The organism is Chloracidobacterium validum, from assembly GCF_018304825.1.
Lineage (GTDB): Bacteria > Acidobacteriota > Blastocatellia > Chloracidobacteriales > Chloracidobacteriaceae > Chloracidobacterium > Chloracidobacterium validum.
This window is the reverse complement of the sequence record NZ_CP072648.1, coordinates 440,725-455,688: the sequence shown is the minus strand read 5'-3', so window position 1 is coordinate 455,688 and position 14,964 is coordinate 440,725. Positions and strand designations below refer to the sequence as shown.

Annotated in this window: 9 protein-coding genes; 6 read left to right on the top strand and 3 right to left on the bottom strand. The window is 60.3% G+C overall.

Translation table 11 applies throughout. The features are described from left to right. Positions 1-72 precede the first annotated feature (72 nt). A complete protein-coding gene (locus J8C06_RS01890) occupies positions 73-924 on the top strand; it encodes a PRP40 family protein (RefSeq protein ID WP_211429107.1) in 852 nt (283 codons plus the stop codon). Positions 925-950: 26 nt separating this feature from the next. On the opposite strand, the gene J8C06_RS01885 is transcribed toward J8C06_RS01890, so the two are convergent. Further along, the gene (locus tag J8C06_RS01885) at positions 951-2,516 is read right to left on the bottom strand and encodes a hypothetical protein (protein WP_211429106.1); all 1,566 of its coding nucleotides are present in this window, start codon (positions 2,514-2,516) and stop codon (positions 951-953) included. 70 nt (positions 2,517-2,586) lie between these two features. Between J8C06_RS01885 and J8C06_RS01880 the strand changes: the two genes are divergently transcribed. The 5 genes from J8C06_RS01880 (at position 2,587) to J8C06_RS01860 (ending at position 9,004) form a co-directional block, all read left to right on the top strand. Beyond that, entirely contained in the window at positions 2,587-4,197 is a 1,611-nt protein-coding gene (locus J8C06_RS01880; RefSeq protein ID WP_211429105.1) for a hypothetical protein, read from the top strand. A 348-nt stretch (positions 4,198-4,545) separates the two neighbouring features. After that, on the top strand, positions 4,546-6,369 hold the full coding sequence (locus J8C06_RS01875; RefSeq protein WP_211429104.1) for an ATP-binding protein: 1,824 nt from the start codon (positions 4,546-4,548) through the stop codon (positions 6,367-6,369). A 26-nt stretch (positions 6,370-6,395) separates the two neighbouring features. Then, positions 6,396-7,529 carry a glycerate kinase family protein gene (locus tag J8C06_RS01870; protein ID WP_211429103.1) on the top strand — a complete coding sequence of 378 codons (1,134 nt, stop codon included), beginning with the start codon at positions 6,396-6,398 and terminating at the stop codon, positions 7,527-7,529. 3 nt (positions 7,530-7,532) lie between these two features. Next, entirely contained in the window at positions 7,533-8,753 is a 1,221-nt protein-coding gene (locus J8C06_RS01865; RefSeq protein WP_211429102.1) for a glycosyltransferase family 2 protein, read from the top strand. 38 nt (positions 8,754-8,791) lie between these two features. Further along, the gene (locus tag J8C06_RS01860; protein ID WP_211429101.1) at positions 8,792-9,004 is read left to right on the top strand and encodes a DUF5522 domain-containing protein; all 213 of its coding nucleotides are present in this window, start codon (positions 8,792-8,794) and stop codon (positions 9,002-9,004) included. On the opposite strand, the gene J8C06_RS01855 is transcribed toward J8C06_RS01860, so the two are convergent. Together J8C06_RS01855 and rpoC are read right to left on the bottom strand one after the other, a co-directional pair. Beyond that, on the bottom strand, positions 8,962-10,605 hold the full coding sequence (locus J8C06_RS01855; RefSeq protein WP_211429100.1) for a class I adenylate-forming enzyme family protein: 1,644 nt from the start codon (positions 10,603-10,605) through the stop codon (positions 8,962-8,964). The two genes, J8C06_RS01860 and J8C06_RS01855, sit on opposite strands and share 43 nt — an antisense overlap. A 121-nt stretch (positions 10,606-10,726) precedes the next feature. Further along, a complete protein-coding gene (gene rpoC / locus J8C06_RS01850) occupies positions 10,727-14,932 on the bottom strand; it encodes a DNA-directed RNA polymerase subunit beta' (RefSeq protein ID WP_211429099.1) in 4,206 nt (1,401 codons plus the stop codon). Positions 14,933-14,964 lie beyond the last annotated feature (32 nt).

Sequence of the window (14,964 nt, the reverse complement as noted above, 5' to 3'; positions counted from 1 at the left end):
TGCTAGTTCGATGGTGCGACACTCAAGCGCTCTCTCCGAGCGAATCGCCGACCGCACCTGAGTTCGAGCGCCATGAGCCGGTTTACCTCTGCTACCTCCAGAATCAACTACGTCAAGGAAGCCGCAGGCGAACCTTACAACATCTGGACGATGGTCCTCTTTTTATCTGCTGCCGCTTACACGCAAGACTGGACACCACTGGCGGCCGGCGCGGCCCTCGAAGCGGCTTACTTGACGGTCGTTCCCGCGATGAATGCTTACCGGCGACTGGTCGAGCGGCGCGCAGCGCGGCACCGGCAAATGCTGCGGCGACGGCAGCGTGAGGAACTCATCCGCACGCTCGAGCCGCGAGACCGCGAGATGGTCGAATATCTACGCTTTCAAAAGACCAAAATTTACGAAAACTACCTGAAGTTCACCAAGCTTGAGCAACTCCCTGAATCCATTCAGTGCCTCGACACGATGTGGGAGCAGTTCGTGGACTTGCTCGATGTGTACCGGCGGCGGAAGACCCACCTGCGGTCGGTGAATCGAACGGCCATTCAGAATCAAATCATCCAGGTGGAACGCCAAATTGCCACGGCGGATGCGGCCACCCGACCGCTTTTGGAGCACAATCTGGACGTGCTCCGGCGTCGCCTCAAAACCTTTGAAGAAATCGAGCGCAGCGTCCGGCGTGTCGAAGCGCAGCTTCAAGCCATTGAAAATCGGTTTAGCCTCATCAATGACAACATCGTAACGATGACGGCGCTGGATGGCACGGCGGCCACCGACCTCAATTTTGATGAACTGCTGGCCAACATCGAAATCACCAAGCAAATCTTGGAAGAATCGGCCCCGGCCCTGTCTGGCCTCAACCTGATTGAAAGCACGAACTATCCAGAGCCTTTTCAGGGGCCGCCCCGTCGCGAGCAGTACGAGTAAAGCAGTACGAGTAAAGTGGCTACCGTTCACCGATCTGGCGATGCCGGTCTGGTCACGCGGTAAAGCCGCCAAGGCTGACCGTCGCCAGTCACGAGCTGGAGCCGTGGAAAGCGGACTTGCAGGCGCTCGTGCGCCCACCGGTCGCCGACGACCAGGGCGAAATCGAAGTACGCCAAATCCAGCTCGGTCAACCGCTCTGGCGACCACTCCAGTCCATCCGTCCAGCGCACGGCGGTATCCGTCTCATAGCGGACAAAGCTCTGCGGAAACTTGGCAAAGGAAAGGCTATACCCGCCACCCTGCACGACTTGGGCATAAGCCGGCATCTGCATCAGCGGCCGCCGGGTAAAGGCTGGGATTTCCTTGACGAAATCCAGGCCAACTACGCGCGGCCGGGGCGGAAGCGCGGACAGAGCATCGGGCAGTCCGGGCAGATACGACCGATGAAATGCCTGCCAAACGAGTGCCGTCCAGCCACAGAACGCCACGCAGCCTGCCACGGCTACGGCTTGTAGTCGCCACACCGGCAGCCGCCACATCCCGAACAGTCTGCCTTTGGTCGGCGCGTCTAGTCCCGGACTCCCCAGCAGCCAGCCGGTCGCGGCCATTGGCATCCAGCGTTCCGCCAGCTCGATGGTGTATTGATACTGGTAGGGGAGCACCAGCCCGGCTGCCAGGCACAAGCCTCCGCCCAGCAGCAGGGCGGGATCAGTCGCAGCCGATACCTGGTGCCGGTGGTATAGCCATCCGGCGGCCATCCATGCCCCCAGGATGCCGAGCGCCACCGGTTCGAGCCAGCCGCGCAGCCCGCCATACACTGACGCCGGCAGCCAAGGCGTGAACAACCGCCAACCGACCGGTGACAGCCAAATGGTTTTGTGTTCGACGAGCGTTGTCGCCTGACCGATTTGGCTATACATCAGACCTGCCAGGGCAATGAGCGGCAGCAACCAGATGCCTTCGTAAACCAGCGTTCGCCACGGACGCCGCAGCGCCACCCCGGCCAGTCCAAACCAGACCAGGGCCAGCGCAAACCACAGGGCATGGGCTGCATAGAGCGCAGCCGCCAGTCCCACCAGCCAGGCCTGCCGCCGCCGGGTCAGGGGGGCGTCGGTTGTGGTGGTGTGGAGCCATAGCAAAAACAGCGGCATGCCGGCCGCAAAGCTCACAAATCCCCAGTAGAGCGTGTGATTGAAAAACAGCGTCGTTGCCAGCGCCGCCGCGGCGGCCGACCGGGACCGGCGCGCCGCTACCCAGTGAACGGTCAGTGTCCAGGCTACGGCCAGAACCACCAGCATGGCCTGCCCAACCCGAACCGGCGGCAAGAGCTGCCACAACCCACCCATGACCAGATAGGCGAGGCTGTAGGGCGTCCACCATTGAACCACATAGCGAACGCCGTTCGGCTGCGACACTCCGGCCCAGGTTTCAAACCAAAGTCGGACCTGCGCCACATGTTGTGGCAGGTCGGTCGCCGGTGGAAATGGCGTGGTCAGGATGGGCAGCACAGCCGCCAGCGCGCAACCGACGGCGATTGTCCGGCGCGCGTTCCGCTGCCAAAGCGTATGAAACCAAGCATGGGCAAAGTTCATAGCCGTGCATATACTTGCGCCCGATGTGTTGATGCAAACCGATTCCACTGTCCCCTTGATGGTTTTTCGCGTGAAGCATGGCTTAGGGTGGATAGCCGTTGGATTGTTTTTGCTCGTGGGCGCAGTGTACGTCCTAGCCAGTCCCGGCCGGATTGACATGATTGACGGCCAGTGCCGCTATGAAGTGGCGCGCAGCCTGGTCGAAATTGGACAGCCCACGCTGCGGGATCCGATGCTTCAGTGGATTGCCGTCCGTGGCCGTGACGGGCGGCCCTATAGTCACTACGGACTTGGCGCTTCAGCCACCGGCGCGCCGCTCGTCGCGCTGGGCAAGCTTGGCAATGACTGGAAAGGCGAACAGCAGCGATTCCTTTTCTCGCTGACTTCGGCGGTGTTTGGCGCCGGGCTGGCGAGCGTTTTGTTTTTGTTCTTTCTCGATCTTGGCGTATCGCCCGGACGCGCCGTCCTCTGGACGCTGGTCAACGCCTTTGCGACGCTGACATTCATTGGCGCGACCACGACGTTTGACAATATCCAGCAAGCCTTTTTCGTGCTCGGTGCGGCCTGGCTGGCCTATCGCAGCGCCCAGCGGCAGTCGCTCGGCTATGCCGTGGCCGGGGGACTCTGTGCCGGCTGGCTCGTGAATTTCGTCGAGCACCTGATTCTGCTCTGGCCCTGCCTGGCACTGATGTGCTCACGGGTGAGCATCACTTGGCCGCCGTTGGTCGGTGATGTACGTCCGTGGCTGGCGCAACTCTGGACGGCGTTTTGGAGGACAACGGCTGGGCGGGCCTCGTTGCAACGCATCGTAGCGTTCAGCGCGGCCTGCGGGGTTGGCCTACTCATCTTCGGACTGTACAACCTGCTCCGCTTTGGGCATCCGCTCAACACCGGCAAGTTTGCCATCCCAGGCCATCCATCGTTTTGGGGCAATCCACTCTATGGCATACCGGGGCTGCTCCTAAGTCCGGGCAAGGGCGTTTTGTGGTACAGCCCACCCATCATACTGGCTATCTTTGGCTATGCAGGACTTCGCAACCGAGCGCCGCTGGTGGCGCGCCTGACCCTGCTGGCGTCGGTCGTGCTGGTCGGCTTTGTCGGATGTATTTCATTTTATGGCGGGGATTGGTGCTGGGGGCCGCGGTACTTGCTCCCGGTGCTGCCACTCTGGTCACTGACCCTGGCTTTTTTGCCACGGCATACCTTTGCGCGCTGGGCCACGGCGGTGGTCGTCGTTGCCGGACTCGGCGTCCAGGGGCTGGGCCTGAGCCTCGATCACCAGCGATTTTTTCTGGAGCGCTGCTTGCCGCCACACTTCTGGGCGACCGATCCGGGCTTCAACTTCCGGGAAAGCGCGCTGCTGGCGCGACCGTTTGAGCTACTTGATCCGGTCAACCCTTCGGCGCGGGACAAAGCCTGCTGGTTTCGACCCGGGCCCTATGACGATACGAACACCTATTGCTTGTTTGGGTTGGCGCCGGAGTGGGCGGACGACTCGCCCCTGTGGGCGCTCAACTTCGAGGTGTTTTACGTCGGGCGGCCATGGATCATTTGGATGCCGCGCCAGCCGCGTGAACGCCAGCCAATTCCGATCCGCTGGTGGCTGTTCGGTACGCTGACGGCTGGGGCCATCGGATGCGGACTGCTTACCTACGGATTACGCGCAAAGACTGAGGAATAATGTGCGCCAAACACGCCGTAGAACAACACCGTCATCGCCACCCGGCAGGGTTCCCCTCGGTCAATGAAATTGCGATCAGTCCACGAAATTGCGATCAGTCCACCGAACAGCCGTTTTCTGACCCAACGTCATGACAAGCGGTTTGGATTTGAGACTGGCCACGCACTCAACCAGCCAAACAACTTTGCCGCCTTTGGGACTTTTCAGGCACGCTCGGCATGATGAATAGTGGGCCGGCAAGGCAAGTGCACTGTTCTGTCCGCAGGCATGAGAACTGTTGATGGGTCGTTCACAAGGTAGAAAGCCCAAGTTGTAATTTTGCAAACTCCAGCTATAACATCACGTTCTATGTCGACTCCAAGCGACCTGCTGACGATCTACGCCAATGCGCTAAACGCTTACCTTGAGCAGCCGGCTGACCTTGCCAGCGCGCAAGCCTCACTCGTTGCCAACCTCATCGCCGCCGGACTCGAACACTCAGCGCAGCTCACCGCCATCCATCACCAGGCGTTAGCCGGCTTACTCGCTGCCGGAGACTTATCCCCGCAGGACCTGGCGCTCGCCGCTGACTTCTTGGCTGCCCTGCAAGCAAGCTATGAACAATCCATTGAACAAGCGGCCGTTGCCCGCACGTGGCGCGCTGTGTTCGACGGACTTCCACTGCCGCTGTGGCTCATGAGTCCCGATACGCGGACGATCACCTATGGCAACCCGGCGGCCCTTGCGCTCTATGGCTACACAGCCGATGAGTGGGTCGGACTCGATGCGCACAAGCTGGCAACGACCGACACGGCAGAGGACTGGCGGGAATATCTCGCCAGTGAGCCAGGCGTACCAAAATACGCCAACATGCCCAAGGCATCAGCCATTTGGCGGCATCAAACCAAGGATGGCGCGCCGGTCAGCGTTCACTTATCCCTGGTGCGCTTGAAACTCGGATCGGAAACCGCTTGTGTCGTTTTAGTTGAAGATGTTTTTGGCCGACAGCAACGTGAAGAGCAGTTTCAGCGAATGCAACGATTGGAAGCCATCGGCCAACTGACGTCTGGCGTTGCGCACAACTTTAACAACATCCTGTCGGTCATCCAGGGCTATGCCGAAATGATTGGGGCGCGGTCGAGTCAACTCGATGTGCGGTTGGCCAAACAACGGGCAGCGATTCTGACCGCCGCCAAGCGTGGCGCGGAGTTGGTGCGTCAACTCATGATTTTTAGCCGCAAAAGCGACCTAGTCGCCCTCGCGCAGGACATCAACCCCATCATCGCCGAGGTAGTTTTGCTTGCCGAGCGCCTGCTGTCAGCGCGGGTGACATTTACCAAGATTATTCATCGCGAGCCGTTGTATGCCTCAGTGGATGCCGGTCAACTTTCGCAGTCCGTGCTCAACTTGATCGTCAATGCGCGAGATGCCATGCCGGAAGGTGGCACACTGACGGTAGCAACGCGCCTCTTTACCCTGACGGATGCCAACCTCCAGCCTGCCCCGGGACGTATCCGCGCCTGCACGTTACCGCCCCAGCCGGGCAACTATGCCTTGATTACGGTGTCAGATACGGGCATCGGCATGAGCCAGGAAACTCGCCAGCGGCTCTTCGAGCCGTTTTTTACCACCAAGCCCAGTGGCAAGGGAACCGGACTGGGGCTTTCCACAGCCTACGGCTGCATTACCGGGTGTGGCGGTTTTATCGAAGTCGAGTCAGTCCTTGGCGGCGGAACGACGTTTTTTCTGTTCTTGCCGATTGTTGAAGTCAGTCCAGACCTCCTTCCCAAACCAAGCCATGCGTGGCGGCCGAGCAGTCGGTACACCGGATTGACCGCCTTGGTCGTCGAAGATGAAGCCGATTTACTCGAACTGGTCTGTGAGTGGCTGACCGACGCCGGCTTCATGGTCCTTGCCGCTAAGACGGCGGAAGAGGCGCTCCACCAGGTTGCAGCGCAGCAGGGCAAACCCATCCACTTGCTCGTTACCGATGACATCGTGCCGGAAGGCGGTGGACAACGGGTGCTGGACATCGTCCTGAAGGAGCACCCAAACTGCCGATGCGTTCTTATGAGCGGATCCTTTGGCGCGCGTGAGCGGTCAGCAGAACTGAGGGCGCAAGCCGTCTTCCTCAGCAAGCCATTCAGCGAAAATGAACTCCTTCACGCCGTCAAGCAAGCGCTAACCACCTAGTCTCTGCTTGAAAGGGGCTTTCCCAGGTGATTCTTGTTGCATCCAATCCCTTCAAAGGAACGCTGTCATCCGTTCGAGCCACGCAAGCGATAGCGAATGGATTGCGTCGTGCCAGTCCCGGCCTGGCGGTAGAACTTCTGCCCCTCAGTGATGGCGGATGCTGCTTTCTTACTGTTCTGCGGCGTCTTCAGACCGGTCTGCGCCGCCGCCAAACCAATGTCCGGCCGCTGGTTGGAAAGCGTGTGACGGTTCGCTTCCTCGAGTCGGAAGCCGGTACAGCCTATGCGGAAATGGCAACGGTCGCCGGACTCCATCTCATTCCCGAAGCAGCTCGGCAGCCGGCTCACCTTTCCAGCCGTCCGGTCGGCGAGTTGCTGCACAAGCTTGCGGCTGAGCCACACATCAGAACGATTGTTCTTGGCTTGGGCGACACGGCGACTATGGATGGCGGGGCCGGTCTCCTGCACGGGCTGGGGGTCAAGCTTCTCGCGTCGGATGGCACTGCCGTTGCCCCAGGCAATGTGGGGCTGGGTCAAGTCTCCAAGCTTGACCTGACCGAACTGAGCCACTACTGGCAAGCGTTTCGTGCGCGCGGTGGCCGCCTCATTGGCGCGTGCGATGTGCGCAATCCGCTCCTGGGCCCAGATGGTGCAGTACATACCTTTGCGCTGCAAAAAGGTGCGAAACCCGAAGAACTACCCGAACTGGAAGCGAACATGCGCCACTGGGCCGCGTTTCTCGAAGCGACAACCGGTCGCCAGGCCAGTCAACTACCGGGCGCTGGCGCGGCCGGCGGCGTCGCCTTCGCGCTGTCCGCCTGGGCCGGGGCCGAGCTTGTTTCAGGCACCCAGTGGTTGACCCAGTTGCCGGCGTTTCAAGCGGTGTTGGACAGGGCCACCGCGATCTTCACCGGGGAAGGGCAACTCGATCGCCAGTCCCTCAACGGCAAAACCACTGGGGTTCTCGCGGCATTGGGGCGGTCGCGCAACATACCGGTCGTCGCCTTTGCCGGTCGCGTGACCTTGACAGCGGACGAATGGCAGGAAGCCGGCTTTACGGCAGTTCAGGAGCTGCCGCCGCACCCCCTCAATCAAGCCGGACGGGCGCTCTCGGCCTGTGCCGCCGAGGCGATGACCAACCTACGCTCATGGACGATATAACCCATGGTTGCCGCGCACTGGTTTGATGCCCTGCTCTGCCCACTGCTTGGCCGGGGACTCCTGCGGCTGTGGGAAGGGTGGAGGCTGGTTTGCTATGCGCGGCAGTTCGTGGCGTCGCGCGCGCAGTTCAAAGCCTACGCGCCGTGCGCGACGGTGATTGTCCCGTGCAAAGGTGACGATGAGGGTCTGCGCCGCAGCTTGCCAACGTTGGCCGCGCTTGACTTCCCGCACTACGAGGTCGTCTTTGTAGTCGAAAGTGAAACGGATGCGGCGTTTCCCAGGCTTTCCGCGTTTGCCCAGCAAGCCCCACAGCGCCGGCGGGTCGTGGTCGCCGGCCGCGCCACCGATAGCGGACAAAAAGTCCATAATCTGCTGGCCGGTGTCGCTGCTGCGTGCGCCGAAAGTGAAGTGTTCGCGTTTCTCGACTCCGATGTTGAAATCGCTGCCGACTGGTTGCGGGAACTGGTCGCGCCACTAGCCGACGAACAGGTTGGGGCGACCACCGGGATGCGCTGGTACTCGCTCGACGGCGCAGACTTGCCAAGCCTGTGGCGGTCAAACTGGAATACCGTCATCCTGACCAACCTCAAGCCGGCCGGCTCAAGCTTCATCTGGGGTGGCTCGATGGCGATCCGGCGGGTGGCATTTGAGCAGTTACGCCTAGCCGAACGCTGGCAGGGCACACTCAGCGATGACTACGCCGCCAGTGCAGCACTGCGTGCGTCCCGTCGCCGCATGGTCTTCGTCCCAACCTGTCTCGTTTGCTCGCCAGATCGCGTCAGTTGGCGTGAGCTGTGGGAGTTTACCATTCGTCAGATTGTCATCACGCGGGTCTATCATCCCACCATGTGGCGCATTGCCTTGCTGTGGTACGGGTTGTTCACCGTCGTCGTCAGCGGACTGGCGCTCGAAGCCCTTGGCGATGGACTGGCAGGCGTTGTCTCGACGGCCCACCTTGGCTTGGTCCTGCTGCTCGCACTTGGGGCGCTTGACGACGCACTGTCGCTCACGGCCGTGCGCCAGGCGCTCGGGCCGCAACCCATCGGTCGTTGGTGGCAGCGCCTTATCTTCTGTTTGCTCCACATTCCGACGGCGATGCTGTATGCTGCCAATACGGTCGTTTCGCTCTTTCACCGGGTTGTGGTCTGGCGTGGCATTGCGTATCGGCTTGTGTCTGCCCAGCGCACGGAAATCCTTTGGCGAACACCGCCACCGTCCCCATAAACCAGTGACCGCGCTGGCGCGCGGATTGGTCAACCGGGATGGCACTTCTGGAAGGTCGCGACTACTACATCGAGCAGGGGCGCTATGTGTTTACGGCGCACTACCTGCTGGTGCGTGGGCAGTGCTGTGGATCGGGCTGCCGACATTGCCCCTATCATCATCCAACAGACAACCAGCTTTTGCCGAAGCGGCTCCAGCCAGAGCCGGCTCAGGATGCCGTAAACTGGGTTTCACGCCAGGTTGCAAAATAGGGCTTGAGCTTGTTGCGCTGGTACTTGCCGGTCGACGTCACCGGTATTTCGGTGCCAAAAACCACCACCTTGGGCGCTTTGTGAAAGGGCAGACGCTGACGTGCCGCCTGGAGAACGGTTTCGGCGTTGAGTGTGACGCCATCTTCCAGCACCACGTAGGCTCCAACTTCCTCGCCGTACCAGCGATTTTCAAAACCAACGGCCAAGCCGCACTTGACGCCGGGAATGTGCGATAGCGCTTCGTCAATCTCGAAGGGTGAAAGGTTGACACCCCCGCGAATGATGAGTTCTTTGATGCGCCCGGTGATGAAGAAAAAAGCTCGCCCCTGCTCGTCCCGCTCGTAAAAGCCTTCGTCTCCGGTCCGAAACCAGCCATGCGTGAAGGCATCGGCATTGGCGTCGGGGCGCTTGAAATACCCCGCCATGACGCTCGGCCCACAGACCACGATTTCACCGCGCTGACCGGGCGGCAAGGCATTGCCATCGGCGTCGTGAATGGCCACGTCACAAACCGGCAGTGCCACCCCGATGGATGGAAAACCAAAGTCCCGCATCCAGTGCCGATGCTCTTCCGGCGTCAAATCCAGTGGAAGCATCGTCGAGTAACAGGTTGTTTCACTCAGTCCATAGCCATGGACGATGCGAATGCCAAAGGTCTCCTCAAATTGGCGCGCCAACTCGACCGTCAGCGGGCCGGCACCACAGATGAGGTGCGACAGCCCGGTGACATTCTCGGAAGCAAGCCCAGCCGGCCGCTCCAGCAAAAAGGCGAGCAGCGTTGGAACGACGCTCACGATCCGCACCCGTTCGCGGGCAATCCGCTGCCAAAACGTCATCGGCGAAAATTTGTGATTCAGCACCGTGCGCGCGCCTGCGACCAGCGGGGTCAACAAGGTGACGACGATGCCGTTGACATGGTGAATGGGCAGAACGCACATCAGCGCGTCATCTGGCATGACGCGGTGCCAGTCACGTAACGCCTGCGCGTCAAGCAGCAAGTTGGCCTGCGTCAAGACCACGCCTTTTGGTGGGCCAGTCGTGCCAGACGTGTACACAATCAGGGCCTCGCGGTTTGGCTCCGCGTCCGGGCAGTAAGCGGAGCTGACGGTCACCGCACGCCACTGCTTGGATTCAAGTGGGAGCGCTCCACACACCGTCGGTAGCGTGGCGGCCAATGCCTCCGCTTCATCAAGATAGTCGTCAAGGGCCAGGATCAGCCGCGCTTCAGAATTTTCAACGATGAACCGCCGCCGCTCGGCCTCTTCGGTCATATTGACCGGAACCACACAGGCGCCAAGGGTCCAGATGGAGAGATACGCAATGACCGTCTCGCCGTCATTGTGGGCAAGCGTCGCTACGCGGTCACCTGGAGCAATGCCCTGTGCCTGCAACGCGGCCGCCCCGGCTTGGACAGCTTCCCATAAGGTGGCATAGCTGACTTCGCTCCGTGTTCCCTGCGCGTCATAGGCAACCAGCGCCGGCGCCGTTGGCCGCTGCGCGGCCCAGGCTTGCAACCAACTGCCGATGGATGGTCGGTCAAGCATCGGAGCGCGGCTTTGGCGCAAGGCTTGGGCAAGGCGGACCTTTTCATCTACTGCCATTGGGCTTCTCCTGGTCAGTCAACTTGGACTACCTAGCCACGGACCAACGTGAAAGGCGCGCGCCGGGAGTGCTCCCAGGACGCGCGCCCATCAGGTTGCCGCTCTCGAAACGTCCGAGAAGCTATTCGCTCGCTTTCGCTGCCTTCCGAATCTGAATATCCTCTTCGACCATCTGCGTCATGGCATCGTCGAAGTGATAGGCTTCAGAATCAGACCGGTTGTCATCCATGTCAAAGCGCTTTTCTTCGTAGAGGCGTACCCGGCGGTAATACTCCATCCCGGTGCCGGCTGGAATGAGGCGTCCCATGATGACGTTTTCCTTGAGACCGCGCAGGTAATCCACGCGACCAGAGATGGCAGCTTCCGTCAATACGCGGGTCGTCTCTTGGAAACTCGCCGCCGAGATAAAGCTTTCCGTTGACAGTGAAGCCTTGGTGATTCCTAGCAAGAGTGGCTCTGCCGTTGCTCGTTGTCCCCCAGCTTCCATCACCCGGTTGTTTTCATCTTCGAAGCGGAAGCGATCCACTTGTTCGTCAATGAGAAAATCGGTGTCGCCGACATCTTTGACGCGCACCCACCGCAGCATCTGGCGAACAATGACCTCGATGTGCTTGTCGGCAATGTTTACGCCTTGCAGGCGATAGACTTCCTGAATTTCATTGACGAGATACCGCTGGAGCGCATCCATGCCCTGAATGGCCAGGATGTCATGCGGGTTGAGTGGTCCATCCACGAGCGGCTCACCGGCTTTGACGCGGTCGCCTTCCTGGATAAACATGTTGACGCCTTTCGGGATTGAGTACTCGCGCGTTTCACCGTCATCGCCAATGATTTGCACCTTGCGCTGGCCCTTGACGATGTTGCCGAACTTGACCACGCCATCGATTTCAGCCATCACAGCCGTTTCGCGTGGTTTCCGGGCCTCGAACAGCTCCGTGATGCGGGGCAAACCGCCGGTGATGTCCTTGGCGCGGGTTGACTCGCGGGGAATCTTGGCGATGACATCGCCCGGCAACACCCGATCCCCATCACGCACACTCAGGTTTGCCCGAACCGGCATCTGATAGGCCTTGAGGACGGTCTTGCCATCATCAGCCAGGACTTCGATGCGCGGCTGTCGCTTCTCATCCGTCGCCTCACGGACAATCATGCTGCGGTTGCCGGTGTTGGCATCAATGTCTTCCTGAATCGTGATGCCCTCGATGAGATCGTGATACCGCACCGTGCCTTCCACCTCGGTCAGGATTGAAAAGGTGTACGGGTCCCACGTCGCCAAGGTATCTCCATCTTCGACGAGCTGGCCGTCGGTCACGGCAAGTCGCGCGCCATAGACGACTTGATACCGCCCAATCTCTCGATTGCTTCGGTTTTCATCAATCAGCACGATGTATCCGGTGCGGTTCATCGCCACCAGCTTTCCATCGCGCCCAGTCACCGTGCGCAGGTCTTCAAACTTCACGCGCCCGGCCTTGCGGGCCTCGTGGGAAGACTGCTCGGAAGAACCACTCACGGCGCCACCCAAGTGGAAGGTGCGCATGGTGAGCTGCGTCCCCGGCTCGCCGATGGATTGAGCGGCAATGACGCCAACGGCCTCGCCCAACTCGACCATGCGCCCGGTTGCCAGGTTTCGGCCGTAGCACTTGATGCATACGCCCCGACGCGCTTCACAGGTTAGTACCGAACGGAGCTTGACGCGCTCGATGCCGCCGGCATCCTGAATTTCGGCCGCCAGCTTTTCGGTGATTTCCTGGTTGGCCTGCACCAGCACGTCCCCTGTCACCGGGTCAACGATGTCGTCAAGCGCCACCCGCCCGATGATGCGGTCGCGCAGGGGTTCGATGATTTCGCCCCCCTCACTGATGGCTTCGACCCAGATGCCACGAATCGTGCCGCAATCTTCTTCCGACACGATGACATCCTGCGCGACATCCACGAGCCGCCGCGTCAAATAACCTGAATCGGCTGTTTTGAGCGCGGTGTCAGCGAGTCCCTTGCGCGCCCCGTGCGTCGAGATGAAGTACTCCAAAACGTCCAAGCCTTCGCGGAAGTTGGCGCGAATGGGCTTTTCAATGATGGCGCCCGACGGCTTGGCCATCAGCCCGCGCATTCCGGCCAACTGACGAATTTGCTGGGCCGAGCCACGCGCCCCGGAATCCGCCATGACCATGATGGGATTGAGTTCGTTGTTGTTTTTTTCAGACGACTTCATGGCTTCGCTCATTTCCTTGGCGACAGCTTCCGTCGTCTGCGACCAAGTGGCCACGACCTTGTTGTAGCGCTCTCCGTCGGTGATGCTACCTTCCTCATACTCCTTTTGGAAACGCGCCACTTCACGGTCGGCTGCAGCAATGAGTTCCGCCTTGCGCGGCGGCGTCACGAGGTCGTCAATTCCAATCGAGATACCCGCCTTCATCGCATAGAGGAAGCCCATTGACTTGAGCGAATCGAGCATCTTCACCGTCGTTTCCAAGCCGTGGTTGAGCTGACAGTAACTCACCAACGACTGGAGACCTTTCTTCTTGAGGACACCATTGACAAACGGCATCCCCTCCGGCAGAGACTGATTGAAGATAACCCGGCCAACCGTGGTGCTAATGACCTGTCGTACATGGCGCGGGGTTGCCCGGAGCAAGTCTTGTTGGTTGCGCTCTTGTTCCAGATCAATGAGCAGCCCCTCGTAGTGGAGCTTGATGGGTGACTGGGTATTGACCACGCCAGCATCGTGGGCGATGACCACATCATCGAGACTGGCAAAGGCGCGTCCGCCTTTCGGATCGTCCTTTCGCTCGTAGGTCAGATAGTAACACCCAAGCACGACATCCTGGGTGGGCACGGCAATCGGCTGCCCATTGGCCGGCGACAGGATGTTGTTGTCCGCTCGCATCAGGACAGCGGCTTCGATCTGGGCTTCGTGCGACAGCGGGATGTGAACCGCCATCTGGTCGCCATCAAAATCGGCGTTGAACGCCGTGCACACCAAGGGGTGAATCTTGATGGCCTTGCCCTCGACCAGCACCGGCTCAAAGGCTTGAATACCGAGCCGGTGGAGCGTCGGCGCACGGTTGAGTAGCACCGGATGTTCCCGAATGACTTCCTCCAGGATGTCCCAGACCTCTGGCGCTTGGCGATCCACCATTTCCTTGGCCTGCTTGATCGTCTGGGCGTGCTTTTGCTTCTCGAGCTGGTGGTAAATGAATGGCTTGAACAGCTCCAGCGCCATTTTCTTTGGAAGCCCGCACTGATGCAGCTTGAGTTCCGGCCCAACGACAATAACCGAGCGACCGGAATAATCCACCCGCTTGCCCAGCAAGTTCTGCCGAAAGCGTCCGGTTTTCCCTTTGAGTGTGTCGGAAAGCGACTTGAGCGGACGGTTGTTGGCGCCACGCAGGACGCGCCCCCGGCGGCCGTTGTCAAAAAGTGCGTCCACGGCTTCCTGGAGCATGCGCTTCTCATTGCGGACGATGACTTCCGGCGCTTTGAGGTCAAGCAGCTTGCGCAGGCGGTTGTTGCGGTTGATGACGCGCCGGTAGAGGTCGTTCAAATCCGAGGTGGCGAAGCGTCCGCCGTCGAGCGGCACCAGGGGACGCAGCTCAGGCGGGATGACCGGAATGACATCGAGAATCATCCATTCTGGACGGTTGCCCGAACGCCGGAAGGCATCTACGACCTTGAGCCGCTTCGCCAGCTTGAGCTTCTTCTGCTGTGAGGTCTCTTCGCGCATCTTCTGGCGCAGTTCCTCAGCCAAGGCATCACAGTCCACGCGCTCCAGGAGCGTTTTGATCGCCTCCGCCCCCATCCGCGCGATGAACTGCCCCGGATAGGCGTCAAAGAGCTTGCGATACTGCTCATCCGTCAGGAGGTCCTTCTCTTTGATGTCCGGCATATCGCCCGCATCCACCACGATGTAGGACTCGTAATACAGCACCTTCTCCAAGTCGCGCAGCGGAATGTCAAGCAAGTGGCCGATCCGGCTGGGGAGTCCCTTGAAAAACCAGACGTGCGAGCAGGGCGAGGCCAGCTCGATATGCCCCAGCCGTTCCCGCCGAACCCGCGAGAGGGTCACTTCCACACCGCACTTGTCGCAGACCACCCCGCGGTACTTCATCCGCTTGTACTTGCCGCACAAGCATTCCCAGTCGGTGATGGGTCCAAAAATCCGCGCGCAGAACAAACCGTCCCGTTCCGGCTTGAACGTCCGATAGTTGATGGTCTCTGGCTTGGTTACTTCGCCACGCGACCACGACCGTATCTTGTCTGGCGAGGCGAGCGAAATCCGAATGGCTTCAAAGTCGGGCGCGACGGTTTGCTTGTCCTGATATCTGAACATGGATGACCTCCAAAGTGAGCAAAGGTGGCGGT

What these genes read in the sequence shown, in the direction of transcription:
- J8C06_RS01890 (WP_211429107.1), top strand. Translation starts at nt 73, where the DNA reads ATGAGCCGGTTTACCTCTGCTACCTCCAGAATCAACTACGTCAAGGAA.
- J8C06_RS01885 (WP_211429106.1), bottom strand. Translation starts at nt 2,516, where the DNA reads ATGAACTTTGCCCATGCTTGGTTTCATACGCTTTGGCAGCGGAACGCG.
- J8C06_RS01875 (WP_211429104.1), top strand. Translation starts at nt 4,546, where the DNA reads ATGTCGACTCCAAGCGACCTGCTGACGATCTACGCCAATGCGCTAAAC.
- J8C06_RS01865 (WP_211429102.1), top strand. Translation starts at nt 7,533, where the DNA reads ATGGTTGCCGCGCACTGGTTTGATGCCCTGCTCTGCCCACTGCTTGGC.
- J8C06_RS01860 (WP_211429101.1), top strand. Translation starts at nt 8,792, where the DNA reads ATGGCACTTCTGGAAGGTCGCGACTACTACATCGAGCAGGGGCGCTAT.
- J8C06_RS01855 (WP_211429100.1), bottom strand. Translation starts at nt 10,605, where the DNA reads ATGGCAGTAGATGAAAAGGTCCGCCTTGCCCAAGCCTTGCGCCAAAGC.
- rpoC (WP_211429099.1), bottom strand. Translation starts at nt 14,932, where the DNA reads ATGTTCAGATATCAGGACAAGCAAACCGTCGCGCCCGACTTTGAAGCC.